This window comes from Brevundimonas sp. GW821-FHT09G01 (genome assembly GCF_059416065.1).
Window position 1 is genome coordinate 1 of record NZ_JBWKOL010000008.1, and the last position, 20768, is coordinate 20768.

General features: G+C 69.0%; 25 protein-coding genes and 1 tRNA gene. 14 read left to right on the top strand and 12 right to left on the bottom strand.

Translation table 11 applies throughout. The features are described from left to right. The 9 genes from AC07NB_RS14455 to AC07NB_RS14495 form a co-directional block, all read left to right on the top strand. On the top strand, positions 1–1281 hold a 1281-nt coding region (locus AC07NB_RS14455; protein ID WP_494572587.1), incomplete at its 5' end, for a chemotaxis protein CheA. Between the two features lie 3 nt (positions 1282–1284). Continuing rightward, complete coding sequence (locus AC07NB_RS14460) at positions 1285–1746, top strand: chemotaxis protein CheW (protein ID WP_291836793.1); 462 nt, start codon at positions 1285–1287, stop codon at positions 1744–1746. Beyond that, entirely contained in the window at positions 1743–2606 is an 864-nt protein-coding gene (locus AC07NB_RS14465; RefSeq protein ID WP_494570567.1) for a CheR family methyltransferase, read from the top strand. The genes AC07NB_RS14460 and AC07NB_RS14465 overlap by 4 nt, the downstream gene beginning before the upstream one ends. Then, complete coding sequence (locus AC07NB_RS14470; protein WP_494570568.1) at positions 2603–3655, top strand: protein-glutamate methylesterase/protein-glutamine glutaminase; 1053 nt, start codon at positions 2603–2605, stop codon at positions 3653–3655. The genes AC07NB_RS14465 and AC07NB_RS14470 overlap by 4 nt, the downstream gene beginning before the upstream one ends. A gap of 10 nt (positions 3656–3665) precedes the next feature. After that, positions 3666–4055 (top strand): response regulator, encoded by a 390-nt coding sequence (locus AC07NB_RS14475; RefSeq protein ID WP_291836802.1) that lies wholly within the window; start codon positions 3666–3668, stop codon positions 4053–4055. Continuing rightward, positions 4052–4603, top strand: a complete 552-nt coding sequence (locus tag AC07NB_RS14480) for a chemotaxis protein CheD (protein WP_291836805.1) — start codon at positions 4052–4054, stop codon at positions 4601–4603. Before AC07NB_RS14475 ends, AC07NB_RS14480 begins: the two co-directional genes overlap by 4 nt. After that, on the top strand, positions 4603–4950 hold the full coding sequence (locus AC07NB_RS14485; RefSeq protein WP_494570569.1) for a DUF8776 family protein: 348 nt from the start codon (positions 4603–4605) through the stop codon (positions 4948–4950). Before AC07NB_RS14480 ends, AC07NB_RS14485 begins: the two co-directional genes overlap by 1 nt. 4 nt (positions 4951–4954) lie before the next feature. Next, positions 4955–5566, top strand: a complete 612-nt coding sequence (locus tag AC07NB_RS14490; RefSeq protein WP_291836810.1) for a response regulator — start codon at positions 4955–4957, stop codon at positions 5564–5566. After that, complete coding sequence (locus tag AC07NB_RS14495; RefSeq protein WP_492312007.1) at positions 5563–6021, top strand: chemotaxis protein CheE; 459 nt, start codon at positions 5563–5565, stop codon at positions 6019–6021. Before AC07NB_RS14490 ends, AC07NB_RS14495 begins: the two co-directional genes overlap by 4 nt. Positions 6022–6158: 137 nt before the next feature. Here AC07NB_RS14495 and AC07NB_RS14500 read toward each other — a convergent pair whose 3' ends face one another. The 4 genes from AC07NB_RS14500 to AC07NB_RS14515 all read right to left on the bottom strand — a co-directional run bounded on the left by AC07NB_RS14500 (position 6159) and on the right by AC07NB_RS14515 (position 10213). Further along, positions 6159–7889, bottom strand: coding sequence for a class I adenylate-forming enzyme family protein (locus AC07NB_RS14500; protein WP_494570570.1), 1731 nt, complete (start codon positions 7887–7889; stop codon positions 6159–6161). A 149-nt stretch (positions 7890–8038) separates the two neighbouring features. After that, a complete protein-coding gene (locus tag AC07NB_RS14505) occupies positions 8039–8827 on the bottom strand; it encodes an alpha/beta fold hydrolase (RefSeq protein ID WP_291836816.1) in 789 nt (262 codons plus the stop codon). A 271-nt stretch (positions 8828–9098) separates the two neighbouring features. Next, positions 9099–9890 carry an SDR family oxidoreductase gene (locus AC07NB_RS14510; RefSeq protein ID WP_494570571.1) on the bottom strand — a complete coding sequence of 264 codons (792 nt, stop codon included), beginning with the start codon at positions 9888–9890 and terminating at the stop codon, positions 9099–9101. Next, entirely contained in the window at positions 9887–10213 is a 327-nt protein-coding gene (locus AC07NB_RS14515) for a nuclear transport factor 2 family protein (RefSeq protein ID WP_494570572.1), read from the bottom strand. The genes AC07NB_RS14510 and AC07NB_RS14515 overlap by 4 nt, the downstream gene beginning before the upstream one ends. A gap of 56 nt (positions 10214–10269) precedes the next feature. Between AC07NB_RS14515 and AC07NB_RS14520 the strand changes: the two genes are divergently transcribed. After that, positions 10270–10674 (top strand): winged helix-turn-helix transcriptional regulator, encoded by a 405-nt coding sequence (locus AC07NB_RS14520; protein WP_291836822.1) that lies wholly within the window; start codon positions 10270–10272, stop codon positions 10672–10674. Positions 10675–10708: 34 nt separating this feature from the next. Here the strand turns inward: AC07NB_RS14520 and AC07NB_RS14525 are convergent. Then, positions 10709–10785: transfer RNA gene (locus AC07NB_RS14525), tRNA-Arg, on the bottom strand. A 249-nt stretch (positions 10786–11034) separates the two neighbouring features. On the opposite strand from AC07NB_RS14525, the gene AC07NB_RS14530 reads away from it, so the two are divergent. Then, on the top strand, positions 11035–12327 hold the full coding sequence (locus tag AC07NB_RS14530) for a hypothetical protein (RefSeq protein ID WP_494570573.1): 1293 nt from the start codon (positions 11035–11037) through the stop codon (positions 12325–12327). A 3-nt stretch (positions 12328–12330) separates the two neighbouring features. Here AC07NB_RS14530 and AC07NB_RS14535 read toward each other — a convergent pair whose 3' ends face one another. From AC07NB_RS14535 to zapE, 6 genes are all read right to left on the bottom strand, one after another. Further along, positions 12331–12597 (bottom strand): hypothetical protein, encoded by a 267-nt coding sequence (locus tag AC07NB_RS14535; protein WP_291834910.1) that lies wholly within the window; start codon positions 12595–12597, stop codon positions 12331–12333. Then, a complete protein-coding gene (locus tag AC07NB_RS14540) occupies positions 12539–13018 on the bottom strand; it encodes a hypothetical protein (RefSeq protein ID WP_291834907.1) in 480 nt (159 codons plus the stop codon). Before AC07NB_RS14540 ends, AC07NB_RS14535 begins: the two co-directional genes overlap by 59 nt. A gap of 13 nt (positions 13019–13031) precedes the next feature. Beyond that, positions 13032–13397 (bottom strand): hypothetical protein, encoded by a 366-nt coding sequence (locus AC07NB_RS14545; protein ID WP_291834904.1) that lies wholly within the window; start codon positions 13395–13397, stop codon positions 13032–13034. 14 nt (positions 13398–13411) lie between these two features. Then, complete coding sequence (locus AC07NB_RS14550; RefSeq protein ID WP_291834901.1) at positions 13412–13888, bottom strand: helix-turn-helix domain-containing protein; 477 nt, start codon at positions 13886–13888, stop codon at positions 13412–13414. 377 nt (positions 13889–14265) lie between these two features. Then, complete coding sequence (locus tag AC07NB_RS14555) at positions 14266–14805, bottom strand: type III secretion system chaperone family protein (protein ID WP_494570574.1); 540 nt, start codon at positions 14803–14805, stop codon at positions 14266–14268. 59 nt (positions 14806–14864) lie between these two features. Then, positions 14865–15968 (bottom strand): cell division protein ZapE, encoded by a 1104-nt coding sequence (gene zapE / locus AC07NB_RS14560; RefSeq protein WP_494570575.1) that lies wholly within the window; start codon positions 15966–15968, stop codon positions 14865–14867. Positions 15969–16120: 152 nt separating this feature from the next. Here zapE and AC07NB_RS14565 point away from each other — a divergent pair, with 152 nt between their 5' ends. The 3 genes from AC07NB_RS14565 (at position 16121) to AC07NB_RS14575 (ending at position 19644) form a co-directional block, all read left to right on the top strand. Next, positions 16121–17167 (top strand): aspartate-semialdehyde dehydrogenase, encoded by a 1047-nt coding sequence (locus AC07NB_RS14565; protein ID WP_291834893.1) that lies wholly within the window; start codon positions 16121–16123, stop codon positions 17165–17167. 83 nt (positions 17168–17250) lie between these two features. Then, positions 17251–18180, top strand: coding sequence for an EamA family transporter RarD (gene rarD / locus AC07NB_RS14570; protein ID WP_492312015.1), 930 nt, complete (start codon positions 17251–17253; stop codon positions 18178–18180). Positions 18181–18189: 9 nt separating this feature from the next. Beyond that, positions 18190–19644 carry an MFS transporter gene (locus tag AC07NB_RS14575; protein WP_494570576.1) on the top strand — a complete coding sequence of 485 codons (1455 nt, stop codon included), beginning with the start codon at positions 18190–18192 and terminating at the stop codon, positions 19642–19644. Here AC07NB_RS14575 and AC07NB_RS14580 read toward each other — a convergent pair. Continuing rightward, a complete protein-coding gene (locus tag AC07NB_RS14580; RefSeq protein ID WP_494570577.1) occupies positions 19629–20765 on the bottom strand; it encodes a serine hydrolase domain-containing protein in 1137 nt (378 codons plus the stop codon). The two genes, AC07NB_RS14575 and AC07NB_RS14580, sit on opposite strands and share 16 nt — an antisense overlap. Positions 20766–20768: the final 3 nt, after the last annotated feature.

A 20768-nucleotide genomic window follows, 5' to 3' on the forward strand; every position in this document is an offset into this window, starting at 1 on the left:
CCCCTAGCCGCCGCTCCGGCCGCCCCGCCGGTCGCCGCGCCCGCCGCCGCCAACGCGCCGTCCGCTCCGCCGGCGGTGGCCCCCGTCACCATCCGCGTCGACCTGGACCGCGTCGACCGCCTGATCAACGTCGTCGGCGAACTGGTCATCCAGCAGGCCATGCTGGCCCAGCGCGTCGCCGAAAGCGGCCTCACGCGCTCCTCGGGCGTGCTCATGGGTCTGGAAGACCTGGAGCTGCTGACCCGCGAGATCCAGGACAGCGTCATGGCTATCCGGGCCCAGCCGGTGAAATCGGTGTTCCAGCGCATGCCGCGCCTGGTCCGCGAAGTCGCCGACATGACCGGCAAGCGGGTTAAGCTGGTCACCGCCGGCGAGGACACCGAGGTCGACAAGACCGTGGTCGAACGCCTGGCCGAGCCGATCACCCACATGCTGCGCAACGCCATCGATCACGGGCTGGAGACGCCCGCGGACCGCGAGGCCGCCGGCAAGAGCCCCGAGGGCGTGGTCCACCTGGCCGCCCTGCACCGCTCGGGCCGCATCGTCATCGAGATCAGCGACGACGGCCGCGGCATCAACCGCGAACGCGTCAGGGGCATCGCCGTCAGCCGCGGCCTGATCGCCGAGGACGCCGTCCTGACCGACGAGGAGGTCGACAACCTGATCTTCCTGCCCGGCTTCTCGACCGCCGAGACGATCACGGACGTCTCGGGCCGCGGCGTGGGCATGGATGTGGTCAAGCGCTCCATCCAGGCGCTGGGCGGCCGAATCTCCATCAGCTCGATCCCGGGCAAGGGCTCGACCTTCACCCTCAGCCTGCCGCTGACGCTGGCCGTGCTGGACGGCATGGTCGTCGGCGCCGCCGAACAGACCCTGGTCGCCCCGCTGACCAATATCGTCGAGAGCCTGACCCCCCGCGCCGAGGACGTGCATTACGTCGGCGGCCGCGACGCGGTCATCCGCTTCCGCGACAGCTTCGTGCCGCTGGTCGACGTGGCCCAGGTCATGGGCTTCCGGGACACGCCGGTCCCGCCCGGTCAGGGCGTGGCCCTGGTCGTCGAAACCGAATCCGGCGCCCGCGCCGCCCTGATGGTCGACGCCATCCAGGGCCAGCGACAGGTCGTCATCAAGAGCCTGGAGACCAACTACCAGCAGGTCCCCGGGGTCGCCGCCGCCACCATTCTCGGCGACGGCCGCGTCGCCCTGATCCTCGATGTGGACGCCATCGTCGCCAACGCCCGTCGCCGCGCGGCGGGTCCCGAACTCAAGCTCGCGAGCTGATCCATGACCGAAGTGCAAACCAACGCCGCTGTCCGTGAACTGATCGCCTTCCGTATCGGCGAGCAGGAATTCTGCGTCGACATCATGTCGGTGCGCGAGATCCGCGGCTGGACCCCCGCCACCCCGCTGCCCAGGTCCCCCGGCTATATGAAGGGCGTCATCAACCTGCGCGGGGCCGTGCTGCCGATCGTCGATCTGGGCGCCCGCTTCGGCCTCAGCACCTCGGACCCGACCGCGCGCCACGTCATCATGGTGGCCCACATCGGCGGCCGCACCGTGGGCCTGCTGGTCGACGCCGTCTCGGACATCATCCAGCTGACCGACGGCGCCGTGCAGCCGACCCCCGACGTGGCCAGCGACGACGTGCGCACCTTCGTGAAGGGCATCTTCGCCCTGGAAGGCCGGATGATCAGCCTGATCGAGCTGGACATGATCCTGCCGGAAACGGAAGCCGAAGCCGCATGACGTCCGCCGCCGGGGCGTCGTCGATGGTGGAGGGCGAGTTCGTCCTCACGCCGGAAGACTTCCGCCACATCGCCCACACCCTGCATTCCTACGCCGGCATCGCGCTGGGCGAGGGCAAGGCCGCGCTGGTCTATTCGCGCCTGGCCAAGCGCCTGCGCGTGCTCGGCCTGCGCAGCTTCCGTGAGTATTGCGCCCTGATCGACGGCGTGGACGGGGTGGACGAGCGCCAGCTGATGACCGCGGCCCTGACCACCAACGTCACCCGCTTCTACCGCGAGCCGCACCATTTCGATCATCTCCGGGACAAGGTGATGCCCCGCCTGGCCGAGCGCGCCCGCGCCGGCGGCCGGGTCCGGCTGTGGTCGGCCGCCTGTTCGAACGGGCAGGAGCCCTATTCGATGGCCCTGACCGTCCTGCAGACCCTGCCCGAGGCGGCCGAGCTGGACGTGAAGATCCTGGCCACCGACATCGACTCCAACATGGTCGCCCAGGGCCACGACGGCACCTATTCGGAAGAGGCGCTGGAGCCCGCGCCCGTCACCCTGTGGCGCAAATATTTCGACCGCGCCGACCGCGGAAACTGGACCGCCGGGGCCCAGCTGAAGCGTCTGGTGTCGTTCAAGGAGCTGAACCTGATCGGCGACTGGCCGATGAAGGGCAAGTTCGACGTCATCTTCTGCCGCAACGTGGTCATCTATTTCGACGACGCCACGCAGGAGAAGGTCTGGAACCGGTTCACCCCGCTGATGAACCCGGGCGCCACCCTCTACATCGGCCACTCCGAACGGGTCGCCGGCGCGGCGATGTCCCGCCTGCAGACCAGCGGCCTGACCACCTACCAGCTCGGGACCGCCGCATGAGCCGTCCGGTCACCGTCCTGGTCGTAGACGACAGCCCCACCATGCGGGGGCTGCTGACGGCCGCCCTGCGCCGCGATCCCGAGATCGAGGTCGTCGGCTCGGCCGCCGATCCGCTCGAGGCCCGCGAGGCGATCAAGCGGCTGAACCCGGACGTCATCACCCTCGACGTCGAGATGCCCAACATGAATGGGCTGGAGTTCCTCGAGAAGATCATGCGCCTGCGGCCGATGCCGGTGGTCATGGTTTCGACCCTGACCCAGGCCGGGGCCGAGACGACCGTCGCGGCGCTGGAGATGGGCGCCGTCGACGCGATCGGGAAACCCATGGACGGCACCCCCGCCGCCACCGCCTTCGCCGAGCTGGCGACCAAGGTGAAGACCGCCGGCCGCTCGCGCGTCCGCGCTCGGGGCGACGCGCCCGCGGCGCCGCCGCCGGTCGACACCGACTATCGTCCGGATCCGAACCATGTCCTGGCCATCGGCGCCTCGACCGGCGGCGTCGAGGCCCTGCTGACCATCCTGCAGGGCTTCCCCGCCGACTGCCCGGCCACGGTCATCACCCAGCACATGCCGGCGACCTTCACCAAGAGCTTCGCCGCCCGCCTGGACAAGGTCTGCGCCCCGACCGTCTCCGAGGCCGAGGACGGCGCGCCGGTGAAACCCGGCCACGTCTACATCGCTCCCGGCGGCGAGGCTCATCTGGAAGTCTCCGGCGCCTCCCCGCGTTGCCGCCTGGTGCGCAGCGAGACCGTCAACGGCCACCGTCCGTCGGTCGATGTCCTGTTCCACTCGGTCGCCCGCCTGGGCCGTCCCATGACCGGCGTCATCCTCACCGGCATGGGCAAGGACGGGGCCCAGGGCCTGCTGGCCATGCGCGCCGCCGGAGCCCGGACGCTGGGCCAGGACGAGAATTCCTCGGTCGTCTACGGCATGCCGCGCGCCGCCCAAGAGATCGGCGCCGTCGAGCGCCAGCTCCCGCTCCACCGCCTCCGTCCCGCCATTCTCGACCTCTGCGCCGCGTCCCCCCGCGCCGTAACGCCTGCCGCCTGAAGGATTCCGCATGCCCTCCGCCGCCGCCCTGAATGTCCTTGTGGTTGATGACCAGCTGACGATGCGTTCGCTGGTCCGCAACAGCCTGCAGCAGCTCGGCGTGCGCGAAATCCGTGAGGCCGCGGACGGCGAGATCGCCCTGCGGGAGGTCGTGACCAAGCCCGTCCATCTGGTGATCTCGGACTTCAACATGCCGAACCTGGACGGCCTGGGCCTGCTGCGCGCCATCCGCGCCCACCCGCCGATCCAGACCACGGCCTTCATCATGCTGACCGGCCGCGCCGACCGCGAACTGGTCCAGCGCGCGGTCCAGTTCGGCGTCAACAACTACCTGGTCAAACCCTTCACCGTCGCCCAGCTGAAAGAGAAGCTGGAAGGCGTGTTCGGACCCCTGACATGACCCCCGCCCAGTCTTCGGACCGCGGCGAGATCCGCATCCACGTCGGCCAGGGCGAGCACCATGTGACGGCCGATCCGTCGGTCATGCTGACCACGGTGCTGGGCTCCTGCGTCGCCGCCTGCCTGACCGATCCGGTGGCCGGTGTCGGCGGCATGAACCACTTCCTGCTGCCGGACGGCGCGGGCGCCGGGACCGACGCGGGCCGCCGCTACGGCGCCTATGCGATGGAGCTGCTGATCAACGAGCTGATCAAGGCGGGCGCTCGCCGCGAGCGGCTGGAGGCCAAGCTGTTCGGCGGCGGCCGCATGTTCGACAGCCTGCGCGATGTGGGCATGGCCAACGCCGACTTCGCCGAACGCTTCCTGCGCGACGAAGGCATCCGCGTCATCGGCGGCAGCCTGCGCGGCGCCGGCGGACGCCGGCTGCACTATTGGCCCGTCAGCGGCCGCGCCCTGCAGCGCGGCGTGACCGACGCCGCCACCGTTCCGACGCGTCCGGCGCCCATTCTTCCGCCGGTGGTCGCCGGCGGCGAACTGGAGCTGTTCTGATGCCCGCGGACGCGCCCGCCCTGCTGGCCGCCCTGGCCGCCGAGATCGGCGACGTCCGCGCGGGCGTGGACCGCATGTCCACGCTCGTTTCCGACCTGGTGCGCCGCCTTCCCGCCGAGGACCGGGCCGAGGCCCTGACCGACGCCCAGGCGCTGGACGTGCTGATCCAGCGCCTCGACGCCGTGGCGGGCGTCCTGCACGGCCTGTCCGATGGCCAGACCTCGGCCGACGCCGTCTCCACCGTCCTGCTGGCCGATGTGGCCGGCCGACTGAAGGGCGAGACGCCCGCGTCGCCCGCTGTCGCCCACCCGCCGCCCGCCTCGGGCGATGTCCTGCTGTTCGACTGATCCCATGTCCGCCGCTTCCTCCCAGTCCGCCGCCAACACCCGGGTCAACCTCGAGCACTCGACGGTCCTGCTGATCGACGACAATCCCAAGTCGCTGGATATGCTCAGCTCGATCTTCCACGGCTTCGGCGTGAAGGAGCAGATCAAGTGCGAGAGCGCGGCCGAGGCGGCCGAGATCGTCAAGCGCCGCGCCGTCGACCTGATCCTGGTCGACTGCTCGATGCCCGAGATGGACGGCTATGACTTCACCCGCTGGCTGCGCCGCGAGACCCCCGCGCCGACCCGCCACACGCCGGTGATCATGCTGACCGGCCACGCGGCCCAGTCCAGCATCCAGAAGAGCCGCGACTGCGGCGCCAGCTTCGTGGTCGCCAAGCCCCTGACCCCGACGGTGCTGCTGCGCCGAATCCTGTGGCTGGGCGGCGACGAGCGCGAGTTCGTGGAGTGCGAGACCTACGTCGGCCCCGACCGCCGGGTGCGCAATTTCGGCCCGCCGCTCGGCGAGCCCGGCCGCCGCGCCGGCGACCTGTCCACCCACGTGGGCGAACCGGCCGAGGCGAACATGGATCAGTCCGATATCGACATGCTGATGAAACCCATGCGGGTGGCCCTGTGACCCAAGTGCGCACGACGAAGATCAAGAGCTCGCTGGCGAAGCAGCTGGAACGGCCGGGCGGTCGCACCATCGCCGACGCCCAGCGCCTGGCCGAGGCCGGCCTGCAGAGCCACAAGGCCGACATCATGGCCGACCTCGGCCGCCTGATCGGCCAGCTGGAGGATCTGTGCGCGGCCGCCGCGCCGGAGGGCCGGGAACGGGTCTACGTGCTGGCCGCCGCCCTGGTCGACCTGGCCGGTTTCTTCGACACCGGTCCGCTGTACAGCGCCGGCTACAGCCTGTGCGACCTCAGCGACCGCATGCGCGCGCCCGCGCCGTGGAACTGGCCGGCGGTCGAGGTGCATGTGAAGGCCCTGCGCCTGATCCACACGGGCGGCTGCAAGGCCGGGGCCGAGTCCGATATCCTGCTGGCGGGGCTCCGCAGCGTGCTGGGCGCGTTCACGGCGGCGGCGTGAGGCCAGTTTTCTCCCTCCCCCGGAGTGGGGAGGGATGTCGGCGCGAAGCGACGACAGGGTGGGGAATTTCGGTTCGCCGCCGTTCCCCACCCGTCCCGCTTCGCGGTCCACCCTCCCCATGAGGGGAGGGAAATTTACTATCCGAACCGCGCCTTCAGCTCGGCCTTGACCACCTTGCCCGCCGCGTTGCGGGGCAGGGGGCCGTCGATCACGAAGATCTCCACCGGCGTCTTGAACGCCGCCAGCCGCGCCGCCGTCAGCGCCTTCAGCGTCGCCGCGTCCACCGTCTGGCCGGGCGCCAGCGAGACCACGGCCACCGGCTCCTCGCCCAGCACCGGATGCGGCCGGGCGATCAGCGCGGCCTCGGCCACCGCCGGGTGGTCGAACAGCACCGCCTCGACCTCCTGGCAGTAGATGTTCTCGCCGCCGCGGATGATGATGTCTTTCTTGCGATCGACGATGAAGCAGAAGCCCTCCTCATCGATCCGCGCCAGGTCGCCGGTGCGCACCCAGCCGTCGACGAAGGTCGCGGCGGTCTCCTCCGGCCGGTTCCAGTAGCCCTTGACCACATTGGGCCCATAGGCCAGCAGCTCGCCGACCTCGCCCGCCGGCAGATCGGCGCCGTCCGGACCGACCACCTTGATCGCGCTGACCGGCATGGCCGGGCCGCAGCTGTCGGGGCGGTTGACGTAGTCCTCGCCGAAATGATGGGTGTGGGTGGCCGAGGTCTCGGTCATGCCCCAGCCCGATCCCGGCGAGGCGCTGGTCCGATCGGCGATCTGGCGCACCAGGTCCGTGGGCGCCGCCGCCCCGCCGTAGGTCACGGTCTCCAGCGAGGACAGATCGTACTTGTCCCGGTCCGGATGCTGCAGCAGCTGGATCGCCACCGTCGGCACCCCGCCGATCAGGTTGATCTTCTCCCGCTCGATCAGCATCAGCGCCTCGGCGGCGTCGAACCGGCGCTGGCAGACCAGCGTCTGCCCCGTCACCAGCGCGGGCAGCAGCAGGGCGTTGCAGCCGGTCGTGTGGAAGAAGGGGATAGACACCAGCCCGACCTTGGCCGGGGCCGCCGGGTCCGGCGTCGGCGGCGCCTCGCCCCGGCGCACGAAGCTGCGGACATAGGAATACAGCCCCGCCACCGCGCCGCAGCCGGCGTTCCGATGGGTGCCCAGCGCCCCCTTGGGGAAGCCGGTGGTGCCGGAGGTGTAGAAGATCGCCGCCGGATCCTCGGGGTCCAGCGGCACGCCGGGCATCTCGCCCGCGGGCAGGTCCGCCCAGGTCGCCGGGGCGCCGATGACGGCCTCCAGCCGGCGCACGCGCGGATCGCCGACCGCCTCGGTTCCGCGGCAGACCAGCACGTCGGCCAGGGCCGTCAGCTCCGGCAGGTGGGGCGCGATCCGTTCCAGCCGCTCGATGTCGACGATGGCGACCGTGCTGCCCGAGTCCGCCAGTCCATAGGCCAGCTCCGCCCCGGTCCACCAGGCGTTCAGCGGCGTGGCGACGGCGCCGCACAGGGCGGCGGCGAAGAAGGCCACGGGCCATTCCGGCAGGTTGCGCATGGCGATGGCGACCCGGTCGCCCTTCTTCAGCCCGCGCGCCTTCAGGTCCGCGGCCAGCGCCAGGGTGGCGCGTGCGAAGGCCTCGTACGACACCCGTTCGTCGCCGTAGACGATGAAGGTTCGCCCGCCCCACTGGCGTCCGGCCATGAAGCTGTGCAGCAGCGTCGGCGGCGCGTTCTTCCAGATCTTGTAAGGCCGCCCCTCGATCACGGCGTCGACGACCTCGAACGGCGAGCCCGGCGCGGTCAGGGCGGCGGTCGCATGGGCCAGGGGCAGGGCGGGCCACGGGCGTGTGGTGGTGTCGGTCATGGAGCGTTTCCTGGTCGGGGCCGCCGCTTTGCGCGGTCTGGTCTGGCGCCACACTGACCCCGATTACCGCAACTGATCAAGGTTCAGTTGGTCGCAGCAAGGCGGAGTCTGAAACGGGCGGAGCCTGGCGCTCCGCCCGTGCCCTCGGTTTACTGATTGCGGCCAGTGCTCCGCGCCGCCTGATCGATCACGTCGGCGACCTCGTGCGGCCGGGACACCATCGGAACGTGGCTGGCCTCGATCTCACGCACTTCGGCGCCGATCTTGCGCGCCTGCTGGCGAAGCATGGCCGGGGCGATTGCCGCGTCCTCCGTGGCGACGATGAACCAGCTCGGACGTGTTCTCCAAGCGGCTTGGGTCACCGGCGTTCCAAAGACCGACATTGCGATCGGCACCTGAGAGTCGCGCATGAAGGCGGCGTCCGCGTCATTCACGTCAGCGGCGAAGCCCTCCTGGAAGCGCTCGGGGTTGATGAAGCCGAAGCCGTCGGCCTGGGTGTCGATCACGAAGGTCGAGGGGATGCCAAAGCCTTCGTACTGGTCGCCGGCCGTCTCGCCCACGTCCGGGGTCAGGGCCGAGACATAGACCAGACCCTTCACCTTGTCGTCCACGCCCGCCTCGGTGATCACCACGCCGCCCCAGGAATGGCCGACCAGGATGACGCCGCCCTCCTGGCGGGCGATGGCGCGCCGCGTCGCCGCCACGTCATCGGCCAGCGAGGTCAACGGGTTCTGGACGATCGTCACTCGGTAGCCTCGGGCGGTGAGGTCATCATAGACCCCGCGCCAGCCGGAGCCGTCGGCGAAGGCGCCGTGCACCAGCACGACGTTGCGGACGCTTTGATCCACGGGGATGTGTTGAACGGACTGGGCCTGGGCGGCTCCGCCGATGCTGGCGGCGCCGACGGCGGCGAGGAGGATGTTGCGGAACGTGATCATGGTGGTCTCCTGTCGATGGTGTGAGCGGCGCTGACCGCGCGGGGAAGAAGGTCCCGCGACAACTTTTATCGCGATAAATGAACGTATCGACGAGGGCGGGTTTGTTGTCAAGCGAATAGTTGTCGCGATATAGGTTGCGCCGTATCGCAGGACTGGATGCCGTCATGACCGCCCGCTCCGGGCCCGTTCCAATGGAAGATCAGCTGTGCCCTTGGGCGGCGAGCGGCGTCGCAAGCCTGACTTCTGTCGGATCGATGGGGCGTCCACGACGTCAAACCGTCGGTATGGTCCCTCCGTCGATGACGTAGTCGCCACCGTGGATGGACGACGCCCGGTCCGAGGCGAGGAAGGCGATCAGCTCGGCGATCTCTTCGGGCTCGGCGGGGCGACCCAGCGGGATGCCACCCAGGCCCGCGAGCACGCTCTGTCGGGCGTCCTCGATCGTGCCGCCCGTACCCTCGGCGATCCGTTCGAGCAGTCGCCCCGACGCCTCGGTCATGATCCAGCCGGGGGAGACGACATTGACCCGCACGCCTTTCGGGCCAACCTCCTTGGACAGCGCCTTGCTGTAGGTTGTCAGCGCCGCCTTGGCCGCGGCGTAGGCTGTGGTGGAGTCAGGCAGCGGCAGCCGCCCCTGGATCGATGAGACGTGGATGACGGCTCCGGAGCCGCGCGCGATCATCTGCGGGACCAGCAGGCGATCAAGGCGAACCGCCGGCATCAGGTTGATATCGAACTCTGCCCGCCAGTGGTCGTCGGTCAGGGCCGAAAAGCCGCCTGCCGGCGATGACGACCCGCCCACGACGTGAACCAGGACATCGACGCCGCCCAGCCGGCTCATGGCCGCGTCGGCCAGGGTCTCGCAACCGTCAGGCGCCGCCAGATCGGCCTGGATGAACTCGACTCCGTCGAGGCTGTCCGGCGTGGCGCGGGCGGCGGTGATCACGCGGGCGCCGCCGGCCAGGAAGCGCTGCACGGTCGCCCGGCCGGCGCCCTTGGTGCCGGCGGTGACGAGGATGCGTCGGCCTTCAAACTCGGTGGGATCCGGACGGGGCATGGTCATCCGATCTCCAGGGCGCGGATGACGTCGCCCTTAAGCGTAAAGCGCAGGGTGAACCGTAGCGGACTGCCCTTGAAGTCGCCGCTGGTCACGCCGTCGACGACCACCTGGCCATTCTCCTCGCGATGCGTTTCAGGGGTGAAGATCGCCCGGGCGGCGATGGTCGCGTTCTGGATCCAGGTCCGGAGTTCGGCATGGCCTCGGTGCTCTCCGCCGTCGTCTTGCACGACGCAGTCGGGGGCGAATGGCCGCAACATTCCCTCAGGATCGAGGCGGGCATTAGCCGCGACATAGTCGGCTATGGGCTTGGGAAGGGCGGTGGCCATGTGGCTCTCCGGTTCAGGTGGTTGCCTGAGACCCAAACTGGAAATAAGCTGCGAGGATGGCAAGTACGGACGAAAAAGTAAGGTACTCACCTGAAGGTGAGCGCATCGACTACACGCCGTGGACGGCGGCCTCGAGCGCGCAGAACGTCATCCGGATTCTGGAGGGGCGATGGAAGCTGGTGATCCTGTTCCAGCTCTTCGGGTCGAACGTCCGCCGGTTCTCGGAGCTGGAACGGGCGATACCGGGCGTGTCGCAGAAGATGCTGATCCAGCAACTGCGACAGCTCGAACTTGACGGAGTGGTGGCCCGGATCGTCCATCCCCAGGTCCCGCCCAAGGTCGAGTATCACCTTACGGAATGGGGCCAGTCGCTCTGCCCTGTGCTCGACAAGCTCCTGACCTGGGCCGAAGCCGCGCCTCTCGACGTCCGTGATCGGCTGATCGAGACAGAGAGGAGCTAGCCGAATGGGGCGAGCAGATGTTCGAAAGGGAAAATGGCGCACCCGAGAGGATTCGAACCTCTGACCCCTGCCTTCGGAGGGCAGTACTCTATCCAGCTGAGCTACGGGTGCGTCTGGCGGCGAGAACGCCGGAGGCAAGGCCTCTACAGGATGAGCGGCCCGCCCTCAATCCCGAAAGCATGACCGCTCTTGGCCGGACGGCGCCGCGGGCCTAGGGCGAAATCGGCGGTGCGGGACATCGGTCCCGTGCAGCTCAGATTTCGCTCCTGGATGATGCTGGACCATTTTTTGGGTTCAGGGCGGGTCGCCCTGAAGCAAAAATGGTCTAGCCTGCCGCCGCTTCATCGACGGGAGGTTCCGATGCGCGCCCTCATTCTCGCCCTGCTCTGTCTCGTGGGGGCCTGCGCCACCGCGCCGTCAGCTCCGCCGACCGGACCCGGGGGCGACACCCTGGACGCGGTGGCCCGCGACTATGTCGCGCTGATCCTGGAGATCGGCGAGCGCGAGCCCGGCTATGTCGACGCCTACTACGGCCCGGCCGAGTGGCAGGCGGCGGCGCACGCCAATCCGCGCACCGTGCCGCAGCTGATCCAGGGCGCCGCGACGCTGACCGATCGTCTGAACGCCATCTCAACGACCGGCGCGGAAGCCATGACCGACCAGCGCAAGGCCTATCTGCTGGCCCACGTTTCGGCGGCTTCGGCCCGCCTGCGCATGCTGTCGGGTGAGAAGATGAGCTTCGCCGACGAGGCCTTCGCCCTGTTCGGCGTGCGGCCCGAGCTGAAGCCCCTGTCGGACTATGACACGGTGCTGGCCGAGATCGACGCCCTGCTTCCCGGTCCGGGGGCCCTGTCGGACCGGGTGACCGAGTTCAAATCGCACTACGTCATTCCGAAGGATCGGCTGCAGGCCGTCATGGACGCCGCCATCGCCGAGTGCCGCGCGCGAACCGCCCGTCACATCCGCCTGCCCGCGAACGAGAACTTCACCCTGGCCTTCGTCGGCGACAAGCCGTGGTCCGGATATAATTATTACCAAGGCAATTCGCAGTCCAAGATCGAGATCAACGCCGACTTCCCGATCTACACCGAACGCGCCATCGATCTGGGCTGCCACGAGGGCTATCCCGGCCATCACGTCTATAACGCCCTGCTGGAACAGACCTTCGTGCGCGACCGCGGCTGGGTGGAGATGAGCGTCTATCCGCTGTTCAGCCCCATGTCCTTCGTCGCCGAGGGCAGCGCCAACTACGGCATCGACCTGGCCTTCCCCGGCAGCGAGGGAACCCGTTTCGAGCGCGAGGTGCTGTTCCCCCTGGCCGGCCTGGACCCGGCGACGGCGGAGAAGAAGGCCCGGCTGGGCGCGTTGACCCGCCGCCTGGCCCGCGCCGAATACACCATCGCCGACGACTATCTGGCCGGACGCGTCAGCCGCGACGAGAGCATCGAGCGGCTGATGAAATACAGTCTCGCCGACCGCGCCAAGGCGACCCAGCGGCTGCGCTTCATCGACACCTACCGCAGCTACATCATCAACTACGGCCTGGGCCGCGACGTGGTTCAGGCCTGGGTCGAGCGGCAGGGACCGGATCACTGGCGGGGCATGGAGACCCTGCTGTCCAGCCAGATCCTGCCGGCCGACCTTACGGACTGAACCTCAGCCGGCGACGCGCGGGTCCTGGTCCAGGCGCCGCATGAAGGCGGTCAGCCGGGCCAGGGCGCCCAGGTCCCGGTCGTCCGTCCGGCTGCCGGCGCGCAGATTGTCCTGGAGCACTTCCAGGATCATCGCCGCGTGCTTGGGCGTCTCCGGTTTCTGGTCGAGGATCTGGGCCTCGGCGCGGGCGCGCCGGACCTCGTCGCTGGTGTCAGGGCCGCTGGATTGCGTCCAGATCGACCAGGCTTGATCGATGTTTGTCTTGGTCATGAAACCCGCCCTCCCGGGCAAAGCGTCGAGCGGCCCAGGCTTCCCAGGCGCCGACGAAGAAAGTGATACAGATCAGTAGCCACACCTCCAGGCGGATGGTGATGGCGGTCCATGCGAAGTGCCGGCCGGCGGCCAGCACGGGTACGACGTGGGTCAGGACCGAGATCAGCTGGAAGCCGGCCAGGGCGGTCAGCCACCAGCGATCACGGACATAGGTCAGCCACAGGATCGCGAACAGGAAGGCGATCTCCAGTCCCGCCACTCCGGCGCGCAGGGTGCCGATCTGGATCGGCTCCACGACGCGAATGAGGATCAGCAGGGCCAGAACCATCACGCCGACGGCGCGCTCTTCCCATCCGCCGAAGCGGAACAGGGCCAGCACACCCGCGAGGGTGATGGCGATGATCACGATTGTGGTCACGCGGGGCTGATCGTCAGACCGTGGCCAGACGGCCGGTCGGTTTCGGATTGGGCGTCAGCACCTCGCCGTCCTGGGGCTTGGTCTCGCCCGGGATCAGCAGGGTGTGGTTCAGCCCCATGCGGCGCGCGTCGCGCAGGGCGTGGCCATGGGCCTCGACCAGCTCGCCGCGGGCTTCGGTCAGGGTGTGCAGCGCCTTGGCGGCGGCGCTGAACGCCCGGTGACCGGCGCCGGCGGCCAGGCCGGCGCTCATGCGGCCGGACAGGGCGTGGGAGATCATGTCGGCCAGCCGGGCGCCGGCCGCGTCGATCATGTGTTCGGCTTCCCGCAGATCCAGCGCGACGGCGCTGGCGTACTGGTCGGGCTTCTGAGCGATGTTCATGAGATCCTTCAGGGTCAGGGATTGCCACCTGTCGGTGCGAAAGGATCCGTTCCCCCGAAGACCAGACCGACCAGCCCCGTAAGGATGGTCAGCAGGATCAGCCCGACCATGGCCCATCCGAAGATGGCGAAGGTCCGGACGCGCAGAGAGCCTGGCGTCCGCCACCGTCCCAGTCGGCTGTAGACTCCGTAGAGGCTGCGGTCGGCCGGAACAGTGGAGGCGAGGGAACCGGCGACCCGGTCCGCATCGACCCCGCGATCTGGCGTTGAAAAAGGGCCGGGCGGTATGGCGTCCGTCGCGTATGACGCGTCAGACGCCAGTAGGCGCAAGGCGGCTTTTCGCGTGTTGACCCCGAATTTCCGGAGGATTTCGCGGAAGTGTTTGTCGACGGTGTTTTCAGAGATGCCGAGCGCGCGCGCGATCTCCTTGTCGGTCATGGTCGCCGACAGGCGCAGGCATTCTTCCTGCCGTTTCGTCAACCTTTCCGGCATTCCGCGACCCCTCCCGGAGACAGCTAAGTCCGTTAGGTCGTGGCCGTCCAGAGCCTTGATTCTTCACGCGGCTTTCGAGGCGCCGGGACCACGTTCATCCTTAACGCCCCAAGGTAGTGTTGAGCACCTGACAGACAGATGAATGCGTGAGAAAGGGCGTTCGGCGCGGGCCGTTCGCGGTATGCGAGTCCGCGCTCCCCGCTTTGTCCGGAGCCGGATTGTTCGAGCGCGTCCCGATGAAAAAGGGCCGCGACAATAGTTCGCGGCCCCTTCCGTTCGGTTTGATCGCGACTCAGCCCGGGTCGCCGGGACGTGTGCCGCAGGCGGGGGACGGAGCGTCATCGATCATGACCGAGCCCGCTCTCACAATCCCGGGATCACTGGCCCGGCGAAGGCGCCGCGGGAGCCGCCGGAGCGACGCTCTGGAACAGGGTGCGGGCGAACTGGGTCAGGAGTTGGAGCCAGATGTAGGTCGGCTCCTGCAGCTGGGTGTTTCCGTCGGCGAGCAGCAGGACATCGTACTGGGCCAGGATGGTGGCGTCGGCGCCCGCCGTGGCGGGGGCGACCCAGACCGCCTTCAGATAGCGGTTGTCACGATTCCAGGCGGTGACCTGGGCCTCGGTGATCGGGCCGGTGAAGACGGCGTTGTACTGGATGTCGTCGCAGCGGGTCTGGCAGCCGAACAGGCTGAGGCTCCACGGCAGCGGTTCGTCGGACACGCGCAGCAGGAAGCCGCCGTCGACCGGCGCGGGGTCTGCGACCGTGCCGCCCAGGCTGGTCAGCCAAGCCTTCACCTCGGCCGGAACCACGCCGCGCTCGGGCGCCGCCGCCGCCGGGGGCGGAGTCTGGGCGGCGGCCGGCAGGGCGATGGCGAGCGTCAGGCCGAGAGCGGCGGCGAAGGGGGTCAGGCGGCGCATGGCGATCTCCGTGGGTTCGCGATCAGGTCCGACCGGCGAAGCGAAATTGTGGCCACACCCTAAGCCGCTCTTTCGTGCTCAAGCCAGTCCGCCGAGGCCATTTCATTCAGGCGCGAGACCGTCCGCTCGAACTCGAAGGCGCCGACGCCCTCGGTGTAAAGCGCCTCGGGCGGAGCGGCGGCCAGCGCCACCAAACGCGTCTTCGCCTCATACAGGGCGTCGATCAGGGTCACGAAGCGGCGCGCCTCGTGATGATTGGCGGGGCCCAGGACCGGGACGGCCTCGATGAAGACGGTGTGGAAACGTCCGGCGACGGCCAGATAGTCCTTCGGTCCCAGCGGACGACCGCACAGCTCCTCGAACGTCGCGCGCGCCATGCCGCCGTCGGTCCGCTCGATGACCACGTCACGGCCCAGAACGGTCAGATGCGTCGGACATTCGTGCTGGTCGCCCTTGAGGTCGGACCACAGGGCTTCGAAACCGGCGCGGGCGTCGGCGTCGTTCGGCGCGAACCACATGCGGTCGCCCCTCAGCCGGTCCAGCCGCCAGTCCCGGGCGCCCTGAACCGAGACGACCTCGCACTTCGCCTCGATCATGTCGATGAAGGGCAGGAAGAGCTGGCGGTTGATTCCGTTCAGATAGAGCTGGTCCGGCGCACGGTTGGAGGTGACGGCCAGCACCACCTTCTTCTCGAACAGGGCTTCGAACAGCCGGCCCAGGATCATGGCGTCGGCGATGTCGGTGACCTGCAACTCATCGAAGCACAGCAGCCGGGCTTCCGAGGCGATCAGGTCGGCCACCGGCTCGATGGGGTCGTCGCCCTTGTGCGTCCCGAACACCGCCTGGCGAGCCTTCTTGTCGCCCTTGCGCCACTGGCCGATCAGGTCGTGGATGCGGGCCATGAAGGCATGGAAATGGGCGCGGACCTTCCGCTCTTCCGGCGCGCTGGCGAAGAACAGGTCCATCAGGATGGATTTGCCGCGTCCCGGCGGGCCCCAAAGATAGACGCCGCGCACCTCCGGCCGGGCGCCGAACAGGCCCCGTTTCTCAAGGTCGGCCTCCAGCCGCCCCAGCGCCTCGACCACCGTCACCTGCGACGGATCGGGCGTCAGCCGCCCATCGGCCAAACGACGGTCATAAGCTGTGCGTATGCGAGAGGACATCGTTCTCGGGCTTAACCGTCGCCGTCCCGCCTGAAAAGCGATTGCTTCGCGCCTGCGAAGGGCTACATGCAATCTTGCTTATCCACACCCCCTATCGCGCTCAAGCCGCAAGCCACCGTGTGGCGAGCGTAGGCGCACCAAGGAATATGCTCATGGGCTATCGCGTCGCTGTCGTTGGCGCCACCGGCAATGTCGGTCGGGAGATGATGAACATCATCGAGGAACTGGAATTCCCCGTCGATGAAATGCACGCCATCGCCTCGCGCAAATCCAAAGGCATGGAGGTCTCCTTCGGCGACCGCACGCTGAAGGCCCAGGACCTGGAGCAGTTCGACTTCTCGACCGTCGACCTGGTCCTGATGTCGGCCGGCAGCGGGGTGTCGAAGGAATGGTCCGAAAAGATCGGCAAGGCCGGTCCGATCGTGATCGACAACTCCTCCGCCTTCCGCATGGACCCGGATGTGCCGCTGATCGTGCCGGAAGTGAATCCGGACGACATCAAGCTGGCGAAGAAGAAGAACATCATCGCCAACCCGAACTGCTCGACCGTCCAGCTGGTCGTGGCCCTGAAGCCCCTGCACGACGCCGCCAAGATCAAGCGCGTCGTGGTCTCGACCTATCAGTCGGTGTCGGGCGCCGGGAAGGAAGGCATGGACGAGCTGTGGAACCAGACCAAGGCCATCTACGGCCTGGGCGACGCCACGCCGAAAAAATTCCCCAAGCAGATCGCCTTCAACGTCCTGCCCTTCATCGGCTCGTTCCGCGACGACGGCTACACCGACGAGGAAGCCAAGATGTGGGACGAGACCCACAAGATGCTGGATCCGAACATCAAGCTGACGGTCACTTGCGTCCGCGTGCCGGTCTTCGTCGGCCACTCCGAGTCGGTGACCGTCGAGTTCGACAAGTCGATCAGCCCCGACGAGGCCCGCGCCATCCTGCGTGACGCGCCCGGCGTGCAGGTCATCGATAAGCACGAGGCCGACGGCTACATCACCCCGGTCGACGCCGCCGGCGAGCACGCCGTCTACGTCAGCCGCATCCGCAAGGATCACACGGTCGAGAACGGCCTGTCGTTCTGGGTGGTGTCGGACAACCTGCGCAAGGGCGCGGCCCTGAACGCCGTCCAGATCGCCCAGCTGCTCGACGAGACCGGCACGATCAAATCCTCCAGCGGCTATCGCACCCTGACTGTCTAAGCGTCGGCGCGTCTCCAGACGCGGCCGTTTCCCGCCAGCCTCGCCGCCCTCCCCGGACTAGTCCGTCGGCGAAGGAGAAGCCCATGGCCCCCGCTCCCGGCTCCGACCAGAGCCGTCCCGCCCTGCTGTCCGCCTTCGCCTGCTACACCCTGTGGGGGCTGATGCCCCTGCTGTTCATGGGCCAGCACGCCGTCGGTTTCGACGCGTTCGAGATCCTGGCCCACCGCGCCCTGTGGGCGGTGGTGGTCGCGGGCCTGCTGGTCCTGCTGGCGAAACAGGGCGGCCAGGTCCTGGCGGTCTTCCGCACGCCCAAGGTCCTGGCCTGGCTGTCGCTGTCGACGGTGCTGATCGCAGTGAACTGGGGCATCTACGTCTGGGCGACCACCCACCATTCCACCCTGGAAGCCAGCCTCGGCTACTACATCAACCCGCTGCTCAACATGGTCGTGGGCCTGTGGCTGTTCCGCGAGAAGATCGACAAATGGGGCTGGGTCGCCATCGGCCTGGCCGCCGTCGGCGTCACGCTCCAGGCGGTGGCCCTGGGTCGGCCGCCATGGATCTCCATAGCCCTGGCCCTGTCGTTCGCCAGCTACGGCGTGATCCGCAAGCGCGTGCCGATCGACGCGCAGGCCGGCCTGCTGGTCGAATGCCTGCTGTTGGCGCCGCTGGGTCTGGTCTGGGTGCTGTGGCTGCAGCACACCGGCGGGGGCGTGGCCTTCGACAGCCCGACGAACACCCTCTGGGCCCTGGTCAACGGGCCGGCGACGGTGCTGCCCCTGGCCCTGTTCGCCTGGTCCGCGCGCCGTCTGCCGCTGTCGACCATCGGCTTCATCCAGTTCCTGGCCCCGACCCTTCAGTTCGCCGTCGGCGTCTGGGCGGGCGAGGCGCTGACAGGGCTTCGCATCGCCTCCTTCGCCTTCATCTGGATCGGCGCTGGCGTGTTCGCGGCGGCCGCCTGGTTCCGGGTGCGCGCCGCGCGTCAGGCGTTGAAGGATTCCGCTGAACCGGCGTAGCGTCGGTTCATGACCCTGTCCAAGAGCCGTAAACACTGGGTGCTGGTCGCCACGGTGCTGGGCAGCAGCCTGACCTTCATCGACGGCTCGGCCCTGGGTGTGGCCCTGCCCGCCATCCAGCGCGATCTGGGCGCCGGGCCCGCCGCCGTGCAGTGGGTGTCGAACGCCTATCTGCTGACCCTGGGCGCCCTGGTGCTGATCGGCGGGGCGGCGGGCGACCGGTTCGGACGGCGTCGGGTCTTCCTGATCGGGGTGGCGCTTTTCGCTCTCGCCTCCGTCGCCTGCGGCCTGGCGCCGAGCGTCGAACTCCTGATCGCGGGGCGGGCGGTGCAGGGGGTCGGCGCGGCCCTGCTGACGCCGGGGGCCCTGGCCGTCATCGGCGCGGTCTTCCCGCCCGAGGAGCGCGGCAAGGCCTTCGGGACTTGGGCCGGGGCGGGCGCCCTGTTCGGCATGATCGGTCCGCTGGTCGGCGGCTGGCTGGCCGATGCGGCGGACTGGCGCTTCATCTTCTGGATCAATGTCCCGCTGGCCGCCCTGACCGCCCTGGTCACCCTGAAGGCCGTGCCCGAAAGCCGGGACGCGGACGCCAAGGGACTGGACTGGCTCGGCGCCGTGCTGGCCATGACCGGGCTGGCCGCCCTGACCTGGGCGCTGACGGCGGCGCCGGACCTGGGCTGGACCGACCCGTGGATCGTCGGCGGCCTGGCGGGCGGAACGGCCCTGCTGGCGGCCTTCCTGTGGGCCGAGGCGCGGGAGAAACACCCGATGATGCCGCTGGGCCTGTTCCGGTCCCCCGTGTTCAGCGGGATCAACCTGCTGACCCTGCTGCTCTATTTCGCGCTCGGCGGGGCGATGTTCTTCCTACCGTTCCAGCTGATCCGGGTGCACGGCTGGAGCGCGACGATGGCGGGCGCCGCCATGCTGCCCTTCGCCGTGATCATGAGTCTGTTCTCGGGCGCGGCCGGAAAGCTGGCCGACCGGTTCGGAGCGCGGCTGTCGCTGGGGCTGGGCCCCGCCCTGGCCGGCGTCGGCCTGATCCTTCTGGCCATCATGCCGCGCACCGCGGGCTATGTCGGAGGTCCCCTGGCCGGAATGACCGTGCTGGCCGTCGGCATGACGCTGGCGGTCGGACCGCTGACGGCGGCGGTGATGGGCGCCGTTCCCGAAGGCCACACCGGCGTGGCCTCGGGGATCAACAACGCCGTCGCCCGAGTGGCCGGTCTGCTCGCGGTCGCGGTGTTGGGCGTGGTGCTGTCGGCGCAGTTCGCCCACCATGCCGAGGGCCGTGGCGTCGCCCGGGACTTGCTCGGCGCCTTCATGTCGGGAGAGACCGACGACGGCGGGCTGAGGAACGCGTTTCACTGGGGCTACATCTGGGTGATGTTCAGCTGCGCGCTGGCGGCCTTCGCCGCCGGGATCATCGGCGCCCTGACGGCGCCGAAGCGAAGTCAGAGCGCGCCGTAGAGGGCCCCGATCAGCCGCTGGGCGCGCGGGTCGCCGATCAGATAGGCCGACTGGCGGGTCATCACATAAGCCGCCGACAGGCCGCGCGCCGGGTCTGCCAGGACGCAGCTGCCGCCCCAGCCGCAGTGGCCGACCGTGGTCTCGTCCGGGCCGAAGATGTTCAGCCCGTCGTTGCGGGTGAAGCCGACCGCCCAGCCCATGACGAAGGGCAGCACCTTGTCCAGGCCGTGGATGCGCTCGCGCGTCGCAGCGGCGAGGGTTTCCGGCGACAGGACGGTCCGCCCCTCGAACGCGCCGCCGTTGGCGATGACGCCGGCGATGCGGGCCAGATCCAGCGCGGTCCCGTGCAGGTTGGCCGACGGGATCTCGATCGAGCGCCACTCGGCCGAGCCCCGCCCGCCGGGCGACGAGCCCTTGTCCAGGAAGGCGGCGGTCTTGATGGCGTCGATGCGCCCCAGGTCCGTCGCCTTGGCCGGCTTGCGCATCTGCGCCACCCGGTCGTGCTCCGCCTCCGGTAGGCCGATCCACAGGTCGAGGCCGGGGAAGTCCTGCCGCAGCGCCGTGCCCATGGTCCGGCCGTCGACGATGCGGAACAGCTCGCCCGCCAGATAGCCGATGACGATCGGGCTGTATCCTGACGCGGTGCCCGGCTCCCACATCGGCGTCTGGGCGCACAGCCGCGCCAGGGTCGCCTCGCGGTCGAACCAGATCGCCGGGTCCTCCGGCGTGTCGAAGCCCGGCAGGCCCGCCTGATGGCTCATCATCTGGGCGACGGTGATCCGGTCCTTGCCCGCCTGCCCGAAGGCCGGCCAATAGCTGGCGACCGTCGCCTCGTAATCCAGCAGCCCGCGCTCGACGCAGGTCGCGATCAGCAGGGCCATCACCGCCTTGCCGGTCGAGAACACCGGCGTCAGGGTCCGCTCGCCGAACGGAACCGTCTTCGCTGCGTCGGCCCAGCCGCCCCACAGGTCGACGATCACCTCGCCGCCCCTGCAGACGCTGAACCGCGCGCCCTGCTCGTTCAGCCCCTCGGGCGCATCGGTGAAGTTGGCCGCGAAGGCGTCCTTCACGGCGGCGAATTCGGGCGGGCAGACGCCGTGGATGTCGGGCAGGTCGGTCATGCG

Bases quoted from the DNA above. Each gene is read 5' to 3' on its own strand.
- AC07NB_RS14530 (WP_494570573.1), top strand. From the start codon at position 11,035: ATGCGCGCCCTCATTCTCGCCCTGCTCTGTCTCGTGGGGGCCTGCGCC.
- AC07NB_RS14465 (WP_494570567.1), top strand. From the start codon at position 1,743: ATGACGTCCGCCGCCGGGGCGTCGTCGATGGTGGAGGGCGAGTTCGTC.
- AC07NB_RS14520 (WP_291836822.1), top strand. From the start codon at position 10,270: ATGGCAAGTACGGACGAAAAAGTAAGGTACTCACCTGAAGGTGAGCGC.
- AC07NB_RS14555 (WP_494570574.1), bottom strand. From the start codon at position 14,805: ATGCGCCGCCTGACCCCCTTCGCCGCCGCTCTCGGCCTGACGCTCGCC.
- AC07NB_RS14535 (WP_291834910.1), bottom strand. From the start codon at position 12,597: ATGACCAAGACAAACATCGATCAAGCCTGGTCGATCTGGACGCAATCC.
- AC07NB_RS14460 (WP_291836793.1), top strand. From the start codon at position 1,285: ATGACCGAAGTGCAAACCAACGCCGCTGTCCGTGAACTGATCGCCTTC.
- zapE (WP_494570575.1), bottom strand. From the start codon at position 15,968: ATGTCCTCTCGCATACGCACAGCTTATGACCGTCGTTTGGCCGATGGG.
- AC07NB_RS14510 (WP_494570571.1), bottom strand. From the start codon at position 9,890: ATGACCATGCCCCGTCCGGATCCCACCGAGTTTGAAGGCCGACGCATC.
- AC07NB_RS14565 (WP_291834893.1), top strand. From the start codon at position 16,121: ATGGGCTATCGCGTCGCTGTCGTTGGCGCCACCGGCAATGTCGGTCGG.
- AC07NB_RS14575 (WP_494570576.1), top strand. From the start codon at position 18,190: ATGACCCTGTCCAAGAGCCGTAAACACTGGGTGCTGGTCGCCACGGTG.
- AC07NB_RS14485 (WP_494570569.1), top strand. From the start codon at position 4,603: ATGCCCGCGGACGCGCCCGCCCTGCTGGCCGCCCTGGCCGCCGAGATC.
- rarD (WP_492312015.1), top strand. From the start codon at position 17,251: ATGGCCCCCGCTCCCGGCTCCGACCAGAGCCGTCCCGCCCTGCTGTCC.
- AC07NB_RS14515 (WP_494570572.1), bottom strand. From the start codon at position 10,213: ATGGCCACCGCCCTTCCCAAGCCCATAGCCGACTATGTCGCGGCTAAT.
- AC07NB_RS14580 (WP_494570577.1), bottom strand. From the start codon at position 20,765: ATGACCGACCTGCCCGACATCCACGGCGTCTGCCCGCCCGAATTCGCC.
- AC07NB_RS14480 (WP_291836805.1), top strand. From the start codon at position 4,052: ATGACCCCCGCCCAGTCTTCGGACCGCGGCGAGATCCGCATCCACGTC.
- AC07NB_RS14470 (WP_494570568.1), top strand. From the start codon at position 2,603: ATGAGCCGTCCGGTCACCGTCCTGGTCGTAGACGACAGCCCCACCATG.
- AC07NB_RS14550 (WP_291834901.1), bottom strand. From the start codon at position 13,888: ATGCCGGAAAGGTTGACGAAACGGCAGGAAGAATGCCTGCGCCTGTCG.
- AC07NB_RS14545 (WP_291834904.1), bottom strand. From the start codon at position 13,397: ATGAACATCGCTCAGAAGCCCGACCAGTACGCCAGCGCCGTCGCGCTG.
- AC07NB_RS14505 (WP_291836816.1), bottom strand. From the start codon at position 8,827: ATGATCACGTTCCGCAACATCCTCCTCGCCGCCGTCGGCGCCGCCAGC.
- AC07NB_RS14475 (WP_291836802.1), top strand. From the start codon at position 3,666: ATGCCCTCCGCCGCCGCCCTGAATGTCCTTGTGGTTGATGACCAGCTG.
- AC07NB_RS14500 (WP_494570570.1), bottom strand. From the start codon at position 7,889: ATGACCGACACCACCACACGCCCGTGGCCCGCCCTGCCCCTGGCCCAT.
- AC07NB_RS14490 (WP_291836810.1), top strand. From the start codon at position 4,955: ATGTCCGCCGCTTCCTCCCAGTCCGCCGCCAACACCCGGGTCAACCTC.